This is a genomic window from Haloarchaeobius pelagicus, from assembly GCF_051207375.1.
Lineage (GTDB): Archaea > Halobacteriota > Halobacteria > Halobacteriales > Natrialbaceae > Haloarchaeobius.
The window spans coordinates 535,140-551,496 of the sequence record NZ_JBPJZD010000003.1 but is presented as its reverse complement, the minus strand read 5'-3'; the positions used below and the strand labels follow the sequence as shown (position 1 = coordinate 551,496).

16 protein-coding genes are annotated in these 16,357 nt (G+C 66.5%); 6 read left to right on the top strand and 10 right to left on the bottom strand.

From position 1 onward, the window contains the following. Window positions 1-9: 9 nt before the first annotated feature. Together ACSC1S_RS20570 and ACSC1S_RS20565 are read right to left on the bottom strand one after the other, a co-directional pair. Entirely contained in the window at window positions 10-2,811 is a 2,802-nt protein-coding gene (locus ACSC1S_RS20570; RefSeq protein ID WP_435365955.1) for a PAS domain-containing protein, read from the bottom strand. 73 nt (window positions 2,812-2,884) lie between these two features. Then, a complete protein-coding gene (locus tag ACSC1S_RS20565) occupies window positions 2,885-3,874 on the bottom strand; it encodes an aldo/keto reductase (RefSeq protein WP_435365954.1) in 990 nt (329 codons plus the stop codon). A gap of 218 nt (window positions 3,875-4,092) precedes the next feature. Here ACSC1S_RS20565 and ACSC1S_RS20560 point away from each other — a divergent pair, with 218 nt between their 5' ends. Next, on the top strand, window positions 4,093-4,593 hold the full coding sequence (locus tag ACSC1S_RS20560; RefSeq protein ID WP_435366014.1) for a DUF3592 domain-containing protein: 501 nt from the start codon (window positions 4,093-4,095) through the stop codon (window positions 4,591-4,593). A 21-nt stretch (window positions 4,594-4,614) separates the two neighbouring features. Here ACSC1S_RS20560 and ACSC1S_RS20555 read toward each other — a convergent pair whose 3' ends face one another. The 6 genes from ACSC1S_RS20555 to ACSC1S_RS20530 form a co-directional block, all read right to left on the bottom strand. Continuing rightward, window positions 4,615-5,253 (bottom strand): DUF6517 family protein, encoded by a 639-nt coding sequence (locus ACSC1S_RS20555; RefSeq protein WP_435365953.1) that lies wholly within the window; start codon window positions 5,251-5,253, stop codon window positions 4,615-4,617. A 71-nt stretch (window positions 5,254-5,324) separates the two neighbouring features. Continuing rightward, the gene (locus tag ACSC1S_RS20550) at window positions 5,325-6,146 is read right to left on the bottom strand and encodes a TrmB family transcriptional regulator (protein WP_435365952.1); all 822 of its coding nucleotides are present in this window, start codon (window positions 6,144-6,146) and stop codon (window positions 5,325-5,327) included. A 245-nt stretch (window positions 6,147-6,391) separates the two neighbouring features. Further along, a complete protein-coding gene (locus ACSC1S_RS20545; RefSeq protein ID WP_435365951.1) occupies window positions 6,392-7,408 on the bottom strand; it encodes a transcription initiation factor IIB in 1,017 nt (338 codons plus the stop codon). Window positions 7,409-7,480: 72 nt separating this feature from the next. After that, the gene (locus ACSC1S_RS20540) at window positions 7,481-8,476 is read right to left on the bottom strand and encodes a thermonuclease family protein (protein WP_435365950.1); all 996 of its coding nucleotides are present in this window, start codon (window positions 8,474-8,476) and stop codon (window positions 7,481-7,483) included. 85 nt (window positions 8,477-8,561) lie between these two features. After that, on the bottom strand, window positions 8,562-10,844 hold the full coding sequence (locus ACSC1S_RS20535) for a nitric-oxide reductase large subunit (protein WP_435365949.1): 2,283 nt from the start codon (window positions 10,842-10,844) through the stop codon (window positions 8,562-8,564). A 107-nt stretch (window positions 10,845-10,951) separates the two neighbouring features. Continuing rightward, window positions 10,952-11,605 (bottom strand): helix-turn-helix domain-containing protein, encoded by a 654-nt coding sequence (locus tag ACSC1S_RS20530; protein ID WP_435365948.1) that lies wholly within the window; start codon window positions 11,603-11,605, stop codon window positions 10,952-10,954. Window positions 11,606-11,743: 138 nt separating this feature from the next. On the opposite strand from ACSC1S_RS20530, the gene ACSC1S_RS20525 reads away from it, so the two are divergent. After that, window positions 11,744-11,977, top strand: coding sequence for a DUF2249 domain-containing protein (locus ACSC1S_RS20525; RefSeq protein ID WP_261652994.1), 234 nt, complete (start codon window positions 11,744-11,746; stop codon window positions 11,975-11,977). Between the two features lie 231 nt (window positions 11,978-12,208). On the opposite strand, the gene ACSC1S_RS20520 is transcribed toward ACSC1S_RS20525, so the two are convergent. Next, on the bottom strand, window positions 12,209-12,487 hold the full coding sequence (locus ACSC1S_RS20520; RefSeq protein WP_435320468.1) for a DUF2249 domain-containing protein: 279 nt from the start codon (window positions 12,485-12,487) through the stop codon (window positions 12,209-12,211). A 113-nt stretch (window positions 12,488-12,600) separates the two neighbouring features. On the opposite strand from ACSC1S_RS20520, the gene ACSC1S_RS20515 reads away from it, so the two are divergent. From ACSC1S_RS20515 to ACSC1S_RS20500, 4 genes are read left to right on the top strand one after another with little or no spacing between them, the layout of a single operon-like run. After that, entirely contained in the window at window positions 12,601-12,906 is a 306-nt protein-coding gene (locus tag ACSC1S_RS20515) for a CGCGG family putative rSAM-modified RiPP protein (RefSeq protein WP_261652992.1), read from the top strand. Between the two features lie 2 nt (window positions 12,907-12,908). Next, window positions 12,909-14,030, top strand: a complete 1,122-nt coding sequence (locus tag ACSC1S_RS20510; protein ID WP_435365947.1) for a TIGR04053 family radical SAM/SPASM domain-containing protein — start codon at window positions 12,909-12,911, stop codon at window positions 14,028-14,030. Between the two features lie 48 nt (window positions 14,031-14,078). Further along, complete coding sequence (locus ACSC1S_RS20505) at window positions 14,079-14,708, top strand: DUF7998 family protein (protein WP_435365946.1); 630 nt, start codon at window positions 14,079-14,081, stop codon at window positions 14,706-14,708. A 5-nt stretch (window positions 14,709-14,713) separates the two neighbouring features. Then, entirely contained in the window at window positions 14,714-15,901 is a 1,188-nt protein-coding gene (locus tag ACSC1S_RS20500) for a hypothetical protein (protein WP_435365945.1), read from the top strand. 90 nt (window positions 15,902-15,991) lie between these two features. On the opposite strand, the gene ACSC1S_RS20495 is transcribed toward ACSC1S_RS20500, so the two are convergent. Further along, window positions 15,992-16,291, bottom strand: coding sequence for a cupin domain-containing protein (locus ACSC1S_RS20495; RefSeq protein ID WP_261652988.1), 300 nt, complete (start codon window positions 16,289-16,291; stop codon window positions 15,992-15,994). Window positions 16,292-16,357: the final 66 nt, after the last annotated feature.

Here is a 16,357-nt window from a genome sequence, read left to right as displayed (position 1 = left end):
CAACCGGCTTCAGTCGTCCGCTTCCGCATCACTTCCACTCTCAGTGCTGTCCTCCGATTCCGCAGTCCCACGTCCGTCACTCTCGGTGTCCTCCGTGACGGACGCGACCTGGAGCGTCATCCGCACGTGCGCCCCGTCGTCGTTCCAGATGGCCAACTCACCGTCGGACTTCGAGACGAGCCAGTGGACGAACCAGAGGCCGAGGCCGTTCGAGTGCACCAGCGGTGTCTCCTCGGTCGATTCCAGGACCGCAACCTCGTTCTCGGGGATGCCCGGGCCGTCGTCGCTGACGGTGACCGCGACGTGGGCGTCGTCGACCTGTGAGACGTCGACGTGGACCGCCGGTGCCTCGGTGTCAGCGTGTGTGACGGCGTTGTCCAACAGGTGGTCGAGGGCCAGCCGGAACCGCTCGTGGCCCGACACCGCCGGCACCGACTCGCAATCGAGGACGAACTCCGCCGCCGGGTGTGTCTCCCTGGCGGCCGTGACCGCCGCCTCGGCCATCTCGTCCACGGACACCCGGACCCGGCCGGTCCGTTCGAACGCCTGCTCGATCTCGCGTGCCTGCTTGCCCACCTCGGCCAGATGGTCGATGGAGTGCTGGATGGTCTCGAGCTGGTCCGGCCTGGCCTCGCCGCGCTCCCGGACGAGGTCGACGACCCCACCGATGATCGTCAGGTTCGTCCGCAGGTCGTGTCGGAGCACGCGATTCAGGACGCTCACGCGCTCGGCCTGGTTCTGCAGGACGCGCTGGCGCTCTTTCTGGGCGGTGATATCCGAGAACGAGACGATGACCTCCGTCCCGGTCACGCTGTCGGCCGGTGCAGCGTTGAACAGCAACCACCGACGTTCTCCCGACGGGTGCGTGACGATCCGGACCTCGTTGAACACCGATTCGCCGGTCTCACGGACGGACTCGAAGACGATTTCGTCCCCGTCGAGTGGCTCACCGATCTCGTCGGTCAGCAGCCACGACCGCTCCTGGAACGAGTCCGCGATGGTCTGGTCGGAGTCGAGTCTGAGGATGTCGTGGGCGCGTCGGTTCTCGCGTCGTACCGCCCCCCCGGGGCCGAGGACGACGATGCCGACCGGGCTCGTCGCGAGGATGCGGTCGAGTCGCTGGCGCTCGGCCTCCAGGTCGTCCTGTGCGAGGCGGCGCTGGAGGACCGCGCCGAGGTGGGTGGAGATGGACCGGAGGAGCTTCAGGAAGCGCTCGTCACGGTCGGTCGGCTTGTCGGCCATGAACACCAGGACAGCCACAGGTCGGTTCCCCTCACCGAGAATCGGGACGCCGACGGCCGACTGCAGTCCGTGGGCGTGTGCGAGGTCGGTTCGGGCGAACGCGCTGTCCCCGGTGTTGGTCAGGGACGTCAGCCACTCCGGTTCCCGGGTTTGCCAGACGCGCCCCGGGAGTCCCTCGCCGACGTCGAACGTGAGGGTCTCGCTTCGAGTACCGAACGGAGCCGAGGTCTCCTCTGTGCTGTACCACGACTTTGCCAGACCCAGTACGTCACCGTCTTCGACCCAGCCTTCGCCGTACACCATCTCGGTCGATTCGACGACGCGATTGATCGTCTCTTCCAGCGCGTGGTCGAACGTCGTCGCCTGTGCGGCCGCCTGGATGGTGTCGAGGAGTAACTCGCGCTCCCTGGTCGCGAGCACCTGTTCGGTGATGTCGATGCCCTCGGCGATGATAGAGCGCACCGTCCCATCGTCGGTCGCGACCGGGCGGAGCGAACAATCCAGGTACACCAGCTCGTCGCCCTCGCCTCGATTCGTCGTCTTGAACCGGACGAATTCACCGTCTGCAGCCCGGGAGACCGCCCGTCTGGCACGCTCTCGCTCGTGCTCCGAGTGCTGCCACCAGGGCAGCTCCCAGAACGTCCGTCCGAGGACTTCACCGCGTCCAGCGTCGATGAAGCCGACCGCCCGGTCGTTCACGTCGATGAGCGTCCCATCGGGGGAGAGCAGCCCCATGAACGCGACGGGGTCGTCGAACACCGCCTCGAACCGCCGGTGGCTCGTCTTGAGCTGGTCGAGCCGGCGTTCGCGCCCGCGGACGTCCCTCCCGACGCCGCAGGTGCCGACCACGTCGTCGTCCTGTCGCAGTGGTGCAATCGTGAACTCGTACGGAATCCGTTGCCCGTCTGCCCTGTCGAGTGTGGCCCTGACCGTCACGGTGCGCCCGTTCATCACCCGTCCGAGTGCGTCACGAATGCGGGTTCCGTCCTCGTCTGTCAGCAGGTCGGTGAGGTGTGCGGACGCCAGGTACTCCGAATCGTAGCCGGTCGCCGCCGCGGTTCGTTCGTTCCAGAAGGACAGTTCACCGTGTTCGTCGAGGACGTAGAAGAGGTCGGAGACGGCGTCGAGGGCCGTTCGCGCGAACGTCTGTTCCTGTCGCAACTGTGCCTGGGAGCGTTTCGCCTGCGCGAGCAACCTGAGACGGTTGACGAGCAGCGCGAGTGGGCCGTCCACCGGGAAGAACTCGACGGTCATCGTCTGTTCGACCCGGTCGACGACCGATTCGGTCATCTCCTCGACGATGACCAACAGGTTCGGTCCGACGTGTGATGCCGCGAGGGCCGACAGCTCGTCGGGAGCCCGGTCGAAACAGTCCCAGTCGACGAGGAGACAGTCGTACGCCTCGCCGTCAGCGAGTCGGTCGAGTGCCGCGTCCAGCGACTCGGCCTGCGTAAGTTCCACTCCCCACTCCTGGGATTCGGCGGTGAGTGCCTCGTCCAGCCCGGAGTCCGTGACCGTCAGTATCTCCACGGGGGTGGATGCCGGGTCGGCGGGAGAACGAGGAATCATTGCGAGCGGTTCGGTTCAGGCCCAGTTCTTGCCGGACCTACTTGCCTGTTTCCTTCAGATGCGTTTCTTGCCTTCAGAGACCCGCAAGCGGGTGGTCCTTCGACTCGTCGAGTCGCTCGAACTGCGCCTCCGTGAGGGTGACGTCGGCCGCGCCGAGGTTCTCCTCCAGTTGCTCGACCGTGCGCGCGCCGATGAGCGGGACGGACACCTGGTCGTGGTGCATGAGCCACGCGAGCGCGACCTGTGCCGGCGATGCCTCGACTTCGTCGGCGACCGCCTGCAGTTCGTCGAGGGCATCGAAGTTCTCCTCGGTCAGGTAGTTGTCACGGAACCGGTCCTCGCTGGCGACCTTGGAGTCCTCCGGGTTCCTGTCGTCACGGCTGTACTTCCCGGTCAGGAAGCCCTGCCCGAGGGGGCTCCAGGGACACATGCCGAGGTCGTAGTCGGCACACATATCCAGGTAGTTCACCTCCGCCTCGCGGTCGACGAGGTTGTACCGGGGCTGGGTCACGGTGAACGGTTCGTAGCCGCGGCGTTCGGCAAGTTCGTTCGCTTTCGCCACCTTCCAGGCGTTCGGGTAGAACGTGGACGCGCCGAGGTAGTTCACCTTCCCCGAATCGACGAACTCGTTCAGGGTGCGCATGAACTCCTCGGCGGGCGTGTCGTCGTCCCAGCGGTGGATGTACAGCAGGTCGATGTACTCCGTCCCGAGGCGGTCGAGCATCAGGTCGATCTGGCGTCGGAGGTGCTTTCGAGAGAGGCCGCGCCCGTTCGGGTCCTCCTCGCGTGTCGGCCAGAATATCTTCGAGGCGATGACGTAGTCCTCGCGGTCGCGGTCGGCCAGCCAGTTGCCGATCCACGTCTCGGACTTGCCGCCCCCGTACACGTCGGCGGTGTCGATGAACCGGCCGCCGTGCTCCTCGTAGGCGTCGAGCAGGTCGTAGGCGCGGTCCTCGCCGATTTCGAGTCCATCCTCGGTCTCGCGACCGAAGCGCCAGGTCCCGAAGGCCAGTTCGCTCACCATCGTCCCGGTGCGACCGAGGGGAACGTAGTCGAGTTCCATGTGCCGTGGTTTCGCCCCCGAGTATTTAAACTCGAAACTCTCGGCAGGCGGTTCCGTTTCGTCGTCCCGACCGGCCGGAATACTCCGGACAGAATCGAATCACAAAGAAGATAAGACAGAGAAAAGTAGCCCCTCGCACCGCAATCAGTATCCATGGTCTGCTTCACGGAGAGCTATGATGATTCACTTACCAGACCCCGGCGACGGCCACCAGTATGATGTCCGGTGATTCGACCATCTCTGTCGACGGGCCGAGCACGTTCCGTGGTGCCGTGCTGTTCCTGGTCGTCGGCCTCGCGATGACCGGCTTCGGCGCGTACGACTACCTCCAGCAATCCGACGCGATGGAGAACGCCGTCTCGGTGGACGCGGAGATGACCGAGGTCGGTGTCGAGTCCGATTCCGCCGGCAGCAGCACCGACGTCGAATACACCCCGACCGTCGAGTTCTCGTACACCTACGAGGGTGAGTCGTACACGAGTACCAACCTCTACCCGGCGGAGACGACTCCGAGCTACGATACGCGGTCGGCAGCCCGGGACGCAGTGGCGGACTACGACGAGGGTGCGACGGTCACCGCGTACGTCTCCCCCGACCAGCCGGGCAATGCCTTCCTGAAGAACGAGAAGTCCAACAGTCCGCTCCTGTTCGCCGGTATCGGGCTGTTCTTCGTCCTCGTCGGGGGCAAGTCGACGCTCACACAGTACGGCGGCAGCTGACGGGTTGCCCCGTCCCCCGGCTCAGTGCGTGACGCCCCGGACCATCGTCAAGATATTCTCCGCCTCCCCTTGCATCTCGGCGGGGTAGCCCCCGAACAGCACCACGATGTCTTTCTCGTGTGGCACCGTGCCGATGTCGAGATGTACGTCGAACTCCGTGCTCGCCAGTTCCGCGATGCCGGAGAAGGTCGCGAGTTCGTGGGCCGCCCCGAGGACGTCGACCTGCTGGGTCCCGAGAAGCTCCTTTACGCGAAGCGACCCGTAGCTGTCTTGCGCCCGTTTCGCAAGCTCTTCCTTCTCGACCTCTGCGATGGGGTTCAGTGTCCGGCCGAGGATCTCGAACTTCGGTGTCGAGAGCGTCGCGAACACCGCGGCCGGCTGCTCGCCGATTCCGGGGATGTCGACCATGCGCTGGTACGTGCTGATGTAGTTCGTCAGGGTGACCGTCCGCTCGTTCCCCTGGATCTCGAACGTCTCCGAGATGGTGTTCGCTTCGGTCTCCAGGTGCTCGTAGTTCGTCTCGCCGAGTGCTGCCGCCCCGACCTCTGCCGCGGTCGCCTCGAAGGACTGCTCCTCGCCCAGGACCATGTCCAGACAGCCGCTGGTCGCCGCAAGTCCGCCGGTCGCCGCCGCGAGGAACCGTCGTCGTGATAATTGCATGACTACAGTCGGCTGAACTAGTACAAAGCGTTTCTGACCGTTCTCGTCGGCGGTGAATGCGGACTTTGCGGTCAGATGGTCGCCGTCTCGTCGCCCGCAATCGCCTGCGAGAGCAGCGGGCGCATCATGCTGACGAGCGGGGCGTCGTCCCCATCGGTCCAGACCGCGCGATGGGTTCGAACCCCGGGCAGGTCGGTCGGGGCGTCGGCGCTCACGAGCAGCGAGTGGCCGTCGACCATCAGGACGCTGCTCATCGCGCCGGGTCGGATGGGGTGTGACTCCCACCACGTCCAGGTCTCGACCACGGTGGCACCGGTGACACCCGAAGAGACGGTGTCGCGGACCGCCGGGGCGGGCGAGCCGACCGTCACGGCCACCCCGCGGGTGGTGGCAGCCCGGAGCGCGTCGAGGAGGGTGTCGGTGAGGAGGTCCTCGACCGCGACCGCGAGCAACACCTCCGTTTCTGCCTCTCCGACGAGCCGAGCCATGCGCTCTGCGACCTCCGCGTCACCTTCGGTCACCCATATCTCGCCGCCCTTCTCCTCGCGGGCGTCGGCACCGAGCTGTGGGAGCAGCTCCCCGAGCCGAGAGAGTTTCTCGTCGACACGACGCTCCAGGGTGTCGACGGCCTCGTCGGGACCAGTCCCCCGGTAGCGACGGGGTTTCGACTGCTGGGCGTCGGCGAGGCCGCGTTCTTGCAGCGAGTCCATACAGTCGTACACACGGGCCTGGGGGACGCCAGCGACCTCGCTCACCTCCTTGGCGGTGCCCTGTCCGATACGACAGAGGGCGGTGAAGCATTTCGCCTCGTACTCGGTGAGTTCGAAGGCTTTGAGCAGGTCGACGGCTTCCGCGGCGAGTTCCTCGGGTGAATCGGTGTGTCTGTTGGTCATGGCTCGGTGGCGTGGATAGCCGGGGCTTGGGAAGGGACTTCTATAATCGTTTCTCCGCGGGGACTCCCGTCGTAGTTGGTCTCGAATGACCGTGCTGGCCGCTCGTCGGGTATGAAAACACGGGAGAGGGAGACGCGCGACATGGCTTCGGGAAGGGAGGTTGGGGTGGATGACAGGCTGTGGGATGGCGCGTCTCGGGGATGGGACAGCGGAATCGGGGTGGTCGGCGCGTGCCGACAGGTGGGTCAGGCGGTCGCCTGCTGCTGGCTCTCGTCGTTCGCGTGCAAGAGCTCCTTGTAGCGGTTGCGGATGGTGACCTCGCTGACCTCGGCGGCTTCGCCGACCTCCTTCTGGGTCAACTTCTCGTTGGCCAGCAGGGAGGCAGCGTAGATGGCCGCCGCGGCGAGGCCGACCGGGGACTTGCCGCTGTGGACGCTCTGGCGCTTGCCGGACTCGATGAGCTCGTGGGCGAGGGTCTTGACCTCGTGGGAGACCTCGAGCTCCGAGCAGAACCGCGGCAGGTACTCGGCCGGGTCGGCGGGCTCGACGGCGAGGCCGAGCTCGCGCCCGATGTAGCGGTACGCCCGAGCGAACTCACGGCGGTCGACGCGGCTCACGGGGGCGAACTCGTCGAGGCTCCGGGGCACGTTGCTCTGCCGGGCCGCGGCGTAGAGGGACGCGGTCGCCATGGCCTCGATGGACCGACCGGGGAGGAGGTCCTCTTCGAGGGCGCGGCGGTAGATGACCGATGCGGTCTCCTGGACGTTGTCGGGGAGGTCCAGCGCGCTCGCCATTCGGGTGATCTCGCCGAGCGCCTGCTTCAGGTTGCGGTCCCGGGCACTGGTGGCACGGAAACGCTCGTCCCAGGTGCGCAGGCGCTGCATCTTCTGGCGCTTGCGCGCCGAGAGCTGGCTGCCGTAGGCGTCCTTGTTCTGCCAGTCGATGACCGAGGAGAGGCCCTTGTCGTGGAGCATCCCGGTCGTCGGCGCGCCGACGCGGGACTTCTTGTCCTTCTCGGCCTTGTCGAACGCGCGCCACTCCGGCCCACGGTCGACGTTGCCCTCGGCGAGCACCAGGCCGCACTCGTTGCAGACCGTCTCGCCGTGTTCTTCGTCGGCGATACTGTCGGCACCGCACTCGGGACAGGAGGTCTCTTCACGTTCCGCAGTGGTGGACTCGTCCGTCTCTGTTCGGGCACCGTTTGACCGGTAGGTCGTCGGGCGGTTGTCGGTCGTCTTGACGGTCTGGTTGGCTCCGTTCATGGTGAACCTCCGAGCGGGGGTGCTCGGCCTTCGCAACTACCTCTATGGCGTTGACTATCTTAATAGTTTCCCCTACACTACTACGATAGTAGAAAACGAATACTCTGGCGGTTCGGGGCGTCTATCTACAGAATCGGCCACAATCGAGCCCGTCGAACTGTAGGATTCCTCGAGTACGACCAGGCCCGTGGCGGTCCGAACCGTGATGGTGTCGCCGCCGTTGTTCCAGATGGCGCGGTCGCTCCCCCAGTAGAGGGTGGACTCGGTGTCCTGGCCGCGGCCGCTCCGGAGCGTCAGCTCGGCTCCAGGGGCCAGCGTCACGCCCTCCGGGATGACGAACTCGTGGTTCGCCGCGTCCGAGACGACGAAGCCAGAGAGGTCGACCGTCGCGTCGCCCGTGTTCCGGAAGGTGACGTACTCGCCCGTCGGGTTCTCGTTGTCGTTGCCGGGTGCGTCAGCCTGGATGGTGACCACCGAGAGTTCGACCGACGTGCTGGCACCGCTGCCGCCGCCGAAGCCCCAGATGCCGACACCCTGCTCGCGGGCCTCGGTTTCCAGCGCGTAGAAGTGCTCCTTCTTCGAGAACTTCGAGTCGTACACGCGTGCGAGGCCCCGCCGCAGCAGCTCCTCGTTGAGCATCACGCCGTCATCGTAGTAGACGTAGGCGAGCAGGCGGCCGTAGTAGCCACGAACGTCTGATTCCGGGTCGACGACGACCCGGACCGTCTCGCCCGCGAGGTTCTGCTTGACGAACGTGCTGGCGTTCTCGCCCCAGTTGCGAAGCCAGTCACGCCCCGCGAGGCTGTCGGGGATGCCCGGATACTCCTCCGGTTCGACTCCCTTGTGGACTTCCGGGGTGTCGACGCCGAGCAATCGAACCGTGTCGACGGTCCCGTTCTGGTACCGGATCTCGATGGTGTCACCGTCGATGACGCGTGTGACGGTCGCGGTCGTCCCAGCCTCCTCGCCGCCGGGCGAATCAGGAGCCGGTTGTCCCGGCCACGAGCCCACGCAGCCGGCGCTCACGAGCACCAGCACGAGCACGACGGCGAGGGTGGCCCTTCGCATCTACATATACGAACGTGTTCAGGACGTATCGACTTGTACCGGAACAGGTTAGGTATGCGTGAAAATCGAGGCCGAGCGTGGGCCGTCAGTCGTCGTCGGTTGCCATCCGGGTCGCGACGACGCCGTCGGACTCGTCGGCTGCCGTCACCTCACGCTGGGCGAACAGCTTCTCGACCACGTCGTAGGCGAACAGCAGCGTCCCGGCGATGAGCATCGTGTCACCGGGCAGGCGAGCCCAGAACAGCAACTGGACCAGCTCGCCGTTGTAGAACGCCAGGCTCCGGGCCGCGTCGTAGTTCGCGGTGAACGCGGCTTCGAGCTGCAGGAAGCCGACGGGGAGCACCGAGACGAACACCATCAGCGCGAGGCCGACGTTCCACAGCCAGAACGCGGCCCGGAGACGTCTGGGCTTCCAGTCGGTCGTGGTGAGGCGGAGCATGTAGGTCGCCATCCCGAGCGCGAGGAAGCCGAACGCGCCGAACATCGCGGCGTGAGCGTGCCCGACCGTCAGGTAGGTCCCGTGCTCGTAGTAGTTCACCAGCGGGAGGTTGATGAAGAAGCCGAGGACGCCGGCCCCGACGAAGTTCCACACCCCGCTGGCGATGATGAACATGAACGGGAGCCGGTAGGGGAAGTCCTCGCCGCTGGCCGAGAGCGCCCCGTACTCGTTGAGCGCCTCGTAGAGGATGAACACCAGCGGGATGAGCTCCAGCGTCGAGAAGACGCTCCCGATGGGCACCCACACGTCCGGCATCCCGACCCACCAGTAGTGGTGGGAGACACCGATGACGCCGGTCCCCATCACGAGCAGCGCCTCGACCATCACCGCCTTCTCGGCCGACCGCTTCTCCAGCAGGTTCATCGAGACGAGGGTGAGGCCGACGATGGCGACGATGAAGAACTCGAACGCACCCTCGACCCACATGTGGACGACCCACCAGCGCCAGAACTCCGTCACCGCGATGTTGGTCTGGGGGGTGAACATGAAGCCGGCGACGAACAGCAGGCCGATGGACCCGCCGGCGTAGAGTATCATGTGCGCGAGGCCGAACCGGGGCTCACGGTCGAGCAGTGGCCCGAACCCGCGGGCGACGAGGACCGCCCACGCGCCGAAGCCGAGCAGCAGCCCGAACTGCCAGACCTTCCCGACCTCGAGGTACTCCAGCCCCTCGTTCCCGAGGAGCCACCAGAGGTCACCCTGGAAGAACTCGTTCGCGCCGAGGTAGATGCCCGTCAGGCCGCCGACGGACACGACCACGAGCGCGCCGAGGAGCCCGTAGACGTAGCGCGACTGGTTCTCGGGCTCGTAGCCGGTCAGCAGCGGCGCGAGGAACAGCCCCGCGCCGAGCCACAGCGTCGCGATCCACAGGATGGCGAGGTCGATGTGCCACGTCTTCGCCAGTGCGAAGGGCAGCAGGTCGATAATCGGGATGCCGAACACCGACTCGATGCCGAAGAACGCCGAGCGCTCGACGTAGTAGTGGGCCAGTAACCCACCGAGCAGGACCTGTCCGGCGAACAGCAGCGCCGCGACCGGCACGAACTTCACCGCCGCGGCCTGGCTCGGGAGCAGGTCGCTCTCGTCGGGGTCGGGAACCTCGATACCGGCGGCCGACGGTTCGGGCAGGTCGACCGATTTGTAGAGCCAGACGCCGATACCAGCGCCCGCGACCAGCAGCACCATCGCGATGACGCTCCAGGTCATCGCGGAGGCACCGGGAGTGTTCCCGGCTGCGGGCTGGAACGGCCACTCGTTCGTGTACGAGTGCTCGCTGCCCGGTCGGTCGGTGTGGCTCATCCACGCCGTCCACATCGCGAAGTCGGCGAACTGTCGGGCCTCCTCCTCGGAGGCGACCATCCCCTCGGGCACACCTCGCTCGGGACTGCCTTCGTGGTAGCGTTCGACGTAGACCTCACGCACCTGCTCGTGCGCGTACATCTCCGCGGCGGAGTACTCGATGGTCTCGTCGACGGTTCCCGAGTCGAGATCGCGCTGGACGACCTCGTCGATGGCCGCCTGCTCGGGCGACGAGAGAGCCGAGTAGGACTCGCCATGGCGCTCGCGGGCGTAGTACTCCCGCATGTGTTGCACCTTCAGGTCCAGTGCATCGGCGGTGTAGTCCACGCCGAAGTATGCCCCGTTCCCGAGGATGGACCCGTGGTTCATCATGCCGTCCGACTGGAACACCGTCTTGCCGGTGCGTACCTGTTCGTCCGTCACCACCTGCTGGCCGTCCGGGCCGACCACCTCCTTCGGAATGGGTGGCGCGTTCTCGGTGGAGTACCATGCACCAAAGCCCATGACGGCCAGGTTGAACACGAAGACCAGTACCAGTATCTTCGCGAGCGTCTGTCGTCGTATCTCCATCTCATCTGGTGGTTCGAACAGGTGTAATAATGCACTACAGGCCAGCTACCGCGACCTGAGAAGGTGTCCGAACGTGTTCGCCCCGTTCGCCGACCCCAGTCGGTCCGTCAGTCCTCTCGCGACACCTGCGAGTCGGGAAGCTCCGCCACGAACTCCTTGATTATCGTCTCCTCCGCGCGGTGCAGCGTCTCGCTACAGGTCGACTTCGCGAGGTCGAGCGCCTCGGCCAGGTCGGTCAGCGTGCACTCCCGGGGCGTATCGTAGTAGCCACGCTCCACTGCCTCGACGATGAGGGTCCGCTGTCGTGGGGTGAGTGCCGGGTCGGGTTCGACCTGATGGCGAAGCTCTTCGACGTCGAAGGGGATACCGAACTCCTCGAGCTTCTCGCCGAGCCGGGAGAGGTGCTCCTGCGGGGCGTTTATCTCCCACTTCGCCTGCCCGTCCTTGATGTCGAACGGCATCTCCAGTGGGATACCCGAACTCTTGATGGGCTGGAGCAACAGCGGCGTCGTGGTCTCGAACTGGATCAGGGCGGTCTCGCCATGGTGCTGGAGCAGGTCCAGGTCGACGATCATCTCCGCGGTCCGGATGTCACCGACGAGGTCGGGGAGCTGGTCGCTCGTCACCTCCGCCAGGGCGACCCCGTGGTCGCCGTCGGGGAGCGCGGCGAGGATGCGGATCCGGGCATTCGGGTACGCTCTGGAGACGCGGCCGACCCAGACGTCTTCGGGCACGGTGATAGTCAGGTTCGCTCGGGCCATCGTTCCTACCCGAACGTATTCGGCCCAGGGAGGAAACAGTGGCGACGAACATGTTCGGCCGAACGGTCGGGTTGTCTCTCGCGGGCGACGAACACGTTCGGCAGAACGACTTCGACGGACCGCGGAGACCGTTCACCTGTGACCGAGACGACCATCGACGCACGTGAGTACGCACCGCGGAACCGCCACGAGAAGATATTCGAGGCGTTCGACGCGCTCGACTCGGGAGAGGCGTTGACGCTGGTCAACGACCACGACCCCCAGCCGCTGTACTACCAGCTACAGGCCGAGCGCGACGACTTCGACGCCGAGGGCTACGAACTCGACCAGGTGAGCGACACCGAGTTCATCGCGACGCTGCCCAAGCAGTGACAGCTGCCGCTGCCCAGGTACTCTCTTTTTCGAAGCGGTGAGTGTGCGGTTCGGCGAGGCAGAGTGTGAGGACTATCGGGCAAGAGTGTGAGGACTATCGGGCAAGAGTGTGAGGACTGTCGGGCAAGAGTGTGAGGAACGACTGAGGTGAGGTGGGTCACCGGCGGCGGTCCGAGGCCGCGGTGACTCCGAGGTGAGGGTGGGTGGTGAGGAATCGATGTCTGGCGACCGTCACCCCCGCCAGATGAGGGTCACGATGCGCCCGGCGATCTCCTCTGTCTCGTATCGGAAGCCCCGCTCGTTCAGCTTCGGATAGAGGTGTTTGGGCGCTCGGTCGTTGAACTGGACCAGCACGCCGCCGTCGAGGTCTGCGAGGTGCTCGAGCGTCTTCGTGAGCGGCTGTGGTGGCGGTAGGTCCGCCACGTCGAGCCGGTCCAGGCTGCCGTCGGTCGGCGCGTTGCTCCGTTCCAGGAACGCGGACAGCGTCGGTGGATCTGTCTTCGCCGCCATATTCGTCCATTCCGGTGGCTGGCATAGGTCGTTTGCCCCGAAGATGTTCGCACCCCGTGTCCACGAACATGTTCGCGATGAGGGTTTCGTGGGTCCCGGAACGACTCTCGCGTATGGCACCAGTCTCGCACGACGCAGTCGACCCGGTCACCGACACCGTCCACGACAACTCGTGGTCGGCGAACCTGGAGCGGCCGGCCCACGCCGACGACCGCGACCTCGTGCTCGCACAGGCCGTGGAGGCGGTCGAGCACACGGCAGCCGGGAACCACGTGAACCTGGTGACTCACGGCGACCACGGGCATCCCGAGACCTACCTCTTCGAGCACCTCGCCGACCGTTTCGGCGACGACATCAGCTGCGAGTACGTCGAACAGTGCGGCTGTGGCGGGCACGTCACCCGCGTCTCCGTCGAGTGACCATGAACCCGGCAACCATCGACACCGAGGAACGACCGTTCGTGCTCGTCTGGGAGGTGACGCAGGCGTGCGAACTCGCCTGCGAGCACTGTCGCGCCGACGCGAAGCCACAGCGTCACCCCGACGAGCTGACCACCGAGGAAGGAAAGCGCCTCCTGGAAGACGCCAGCGAGTTCGGCGACGGCCAGCTCGTCGTGCTTTCGGGCGGCGACCCGCTGGCACGTGGCGACCTCGCAGAGCTCGTCACTTTCGGGGCCGAGCAGGGGCTCAGGATGACGCTCACGCCCAGTGGCACGTCCTCGCTCACTCCCGACCGAATCGAGCGCCTGTCCGACGCCGGTCTTCGTCGGATGGCCCTCAGCATCGACGGCGGCTCCGCCGAGGCACACGACGCCTTCCGGGGCGAGCAGGGGAGCTTCGACGACACCGTCGCGGCAGCGCGGGCCGCCCGCGAGGTGGGGCTGCCACTGCAGGTCAACACGACGGTGTGTGCACAGACGGTCGACGAACTCCCCGCGATCCGCGAACTCGTGGCCGACCTCGGTGCGGTCCTCTGGTCCGTGTTCTTCCTCGTGCCGGTCGGGCGCGGTGCCCTGCTGGACCCGGTCTCCCCGGAGACGGCCGAATCGGTGATGCGCTGGCTCCACGAGGTGAGCGAGTCTGCGGAGTTCGGGGTGAAGACGACCGAGGCACCCCACTACCGGCGCGTCGCCATCCAGCAATCGGCCGGGGAGGACGACGGAACCGACCGGCCGGCGGCCGACGCCATCGGGCGTCGCGCTGGCATCAAGGCCGGTGACGGGTTCGCCTTCGTCAGTCACGTCGGCGAGGTGTACCCGTCCGGGTTCCTGCCACACCCAGCCGGGAACGTCCGACGGGACGATGTCGTCGACGTCTACCGGAACGCCGACCTCTTCCAGCGACTGCGCGACCCCGACGAACTCGGCGGCAAGTGCGGTGCCTGTCCCTTCCGCGGCGTCTGTGGCGGGAGCCGGTCCCGTGCCGCCGCGGTCACCGGGGACCCTCTCGCCGCCGACCCGCTCTGTCCGTACGTGCCGAAGGGATACGACGGCCCGCTCCCGGACCGCCACCCCGAGGCGAGCACCGGCGGCCCAGCCGATTGAGGGTCGCCCGTTTCGAGCGACACCCGTTTCTGTCCCGCGAGCACGAACATGTTCGTGCGCAACCATACCACGCAGGCGTCCGTAGGCACGGACGAGATGCAGTTCCCATCACCGTTCTCTGGCAGCGACGACGATGGCACGGAGGAGCCGTTCGACCCCCAGGACGCCTTCGTCCTCGAACACCTCCCCGACCCGGGACCGTTCCTCGCCGGCCACGAGGTGCTGACCGGCGATGCGCACGTCAGGGTCCATTCGGTGGCCAGGGAGTGTTTCGAGGAACGCGGCGTCTACGACGTGACCTTCGGGTACAACCTCGCGCGCCTCAACCGGGACAGTCGACACCCCGATGCAGGATTCCGGTACGCCGAGTCGTCGGACGAGGAGGGCGTCCTCCGCGTCGAGTTCACCCCGACGACCGAGTTCTGCCCGCAGGGGCAGACCCTCGTGACGGCCGTGTTCCGGGCCCTGAACGGGCTCTCCGACCGACACGACTACGACCTCGTGCGGGTCAGAATCGCTCCGTCCCACCAGGCGAGTGCAACCGCGAACGACGTGCTCTCGGTCCTGGAGACCGAGTTCCGCGAGACCGGCCAGATTCCGCACCCGGACGAACTCGACGCCCTCGAACCCACCGGCTCCGACGTCCCGCCCGGGCCCGGCCCGCAGGCACCGTACTGAGCGCGATGACGACCGCCACGGTCTCGAGGTGGGCCCGCCGGTTCGTGTTCACCGGCGCGCTCTTCCTCCTCGTCTGGGCACTCGCCGCGCTTATCGGCACCCCGAGACGCGTCGAGGTCGTCCTCGTCCTGTTCGGGTTCGTCCTGCACACCGTGTTCGGGAAGGGCTACTCGCTGATTCCGGTGTACTTCGACCGCGAACTCGCCGTGGCGCGCGCCCCATTCGTCCAGTTTCCGCTTTCGGTCGGGGGGACAGCCCTGCTTGCACTCGACGGACTGCGGGCTTCCCCGGCGTGGGTCGGGACAGTCGGCGCGCTCTGCTGGTCGCTCGGCGTCCTCGTCTTCGCCGGGTCGCTGCTGTGGACGGTCCGCGGTGACCTCTCCGGTGCGGCGACCGGGACCGGTGCCGTGAACACGCACCGGCAGGCACTCGACAGGGTGGCGAACGCGTTCGTCCCGGTCGCTCTCGTGTATCTCCTGCTCGGGTCTTACGGTGTGCTCGCGGCCGAAACCGGTCTCCCGGTGGTGTTCGATGGGAGCCTCGCCCGGTCCAGCCACCTGCTCGCGGCGGGTACCGGCGCACTGTTCGTGTTCGCCGTGGGATTCCGATTGCTGCCGCGCTTCTTCGTCGCCACCCCGCCGCGGTTCGCGCCTGTGCTCGTCTTTCCGGCCGCGGCAGGTGGGCCGTTGCTCATCGCCACGTACCTCCCGAGCGGGCAGTGGTTCCGGCTCGGGGCCGTCCTCGAAGCCTCGGCCGTCGTCGCCTTCGCCATCGTGCTCGGGGTGCTCTCCTACCGGTCCGAACGCCGTCGGGTCGGGTTCTACGGCGTGCTCGCGGGCGCAGTGTGTGGCTGCCTCGGGGTCGGCCTCGGCCTGCAGTTCGCGCTGGGTGGTCTCCAGCCCGGCCTCGGGCTCGCACATGCCCGCCTGAATCTCGTCGGCTTCCTCGGGCTGACCATCGTCGGCGTGAGCTACCAGTTCTACCCGCCTGCGGTCGGGACCTTCCCGGGCGCTGGGGACCGGACGGCGCTCGGCGCGATCGCCTGTCTGCTGGTGGGGCTCGTGCTGGGAGTGACCGGCCTCGCGTTCGACGTCCCCGTCTTCGAACTCCTCGGCGGTGTCAGCGCACTCGCCGGGGCCGTGGCTCACGTCTGGCTCCTCGGGGGTCTCTTTCGAGAGCGCGCGAACCGCTAGTCGGTGCAGGCACCCAGTCGGTGCAGGCAACCGGGATCGGGCAGGACCAGAGTGCAGGGTCTCGTCCCACCCACCCGATTCGCTTCTTGCTCACTCAGTCGTACAGAAGAACAGCAGCGCTTTCGTGTCCGAGAGGGCGCGCGGCTGGATGTCCTGGTCCCCGTCGAACCGGATCAGTTCGTCCCCCTGGAGATGATTCGGTTCGCCGTCGAGCCTGAGGTCGAGTTCACCAGCGAGCACGTGCAGGACGATGGTCTCACCCGGATGGCTGTGTTCGGGCATCTCGTCTCCGGCTTCGAGCTGGAGCCGAACCACGCGAGGACCGGGGGCAGCGAACACTTCCGCGTGAGGGGTCGACTCGAACTCGTTCAGGTCGGCGATGTCTGTCATGATACACCTCTACGTTGTCCCAGCCGGGATAACAGTGCCCTGCCTCGATTGTCAGGGTGATTTATA

Bases quoted from the DNA above. Each gene is read 5' to 3' on its own strand.
- ACSC1S_RS20570 (WP_435365955.1), bottom strand. From the start codon at position 2,811: ATGATTCCTCGTTCTCCCGCCGACCCGGCATCCACCCCCGTGGAGATA.
- ACSC1S_RS20565 (WP_435365954.1), bottom strand. From the start codon at position 3,874: ATGGAACTCGACTACGTTCCCCTCGGTCGCACCGGGACGATGGTGAGC.
- ACSC1S_RS20560 (WP_435366014.1), top strand. From the start codon at position 4,093: ATGTCCGGTGATTCGACCATCTCTGTCGACGGGCCGAGCACGTTCCGT.
- ACSC1S_RS20555 (WP_435365953.1), bottom strand. From the start codon at position 5,253: ATGCAATTATCACGACGACGGTTCCTCGCGGCGGCGACCGGCGGACTT.
- ACSC1S_RS20550 (WP_435365952.1), bottom strand. From the start codon at position 6,146: ATGACCAACAGACACACCGATTCACCCGAGGAACTCGCCGCGGAAGCC.
- ACSC1S_RS20545 (WP_435365951.1), bottom strand. From the start codon at position 7,408: ATGAACGGAGCCAACCAGACCGTCAAGACGACCGACAACCGCCCGACG.
- ACSC1S_RS20540 (WP_435365950.1), bottom strand. From the start codon at position 8,476: ATGCGAAGGGCCACCCTCGCCGTCGTGCTCGTGCTGGTGCTCGTGAGC.
- ACSC1S_RS20535 (WP_435365949.1), bottom strand. From the start codon at position 10,844: ATGGAGATACGACGACAGACGCTCGCGAAGATACTGGTACTGGTCTTC.
- ACSC1S_RS20530 (WP_435365948.1), bottom strand. From the start codon at position 11,605: ATGGCCCGAGCGAACCTGACTATCACCGTGCCCGAAGACGTCTGGGTC.
- ACSC1S_RS20520 (WP_435320468.1), bottom strand. From the start codon at position 12,487: ATGGCGGCGAAGACAGATCCACCGACGCTGTCCGCGTTCCTGGAACGG.
- ACSC1S_RS20515 (WP_261652992.1), top strand. From the start codon at position 12,601: ATGGCACCAGTCTCGCACGACGCAGTCGACCCGGTCACCGACACCGTC.
- ACSC1S_RS20510 (WP_435365947.1), top strand. From the start codon at position 12,909: ATGAACCCGGCAACCATCGACACCGAGGAACGACCGTTCGTGCTCGTC.
- ACSC1S_RS20505 (WP_435365946.1), top strand. From the start codon at position 14,079: ATGTTCGTGCGCAACCATACCACGCAGGCGTCCGTAGGCACGGACGAG.
- ACSC1S_RS20500 (WP_435365945.1), top strand. From the start codon at position 14,714: ATGACGACCGCCACGGTCTCGAGGTGGGCCCGCCGGTTCGTGTTCACC.
- ACSC1S_RS20495 (WP_261652988.1), bottom strand. From the start codon at position 16,291: ATGACAGACATCGCCGACCTGAACGAGTTCGAGTCGACCCCTCACGCG.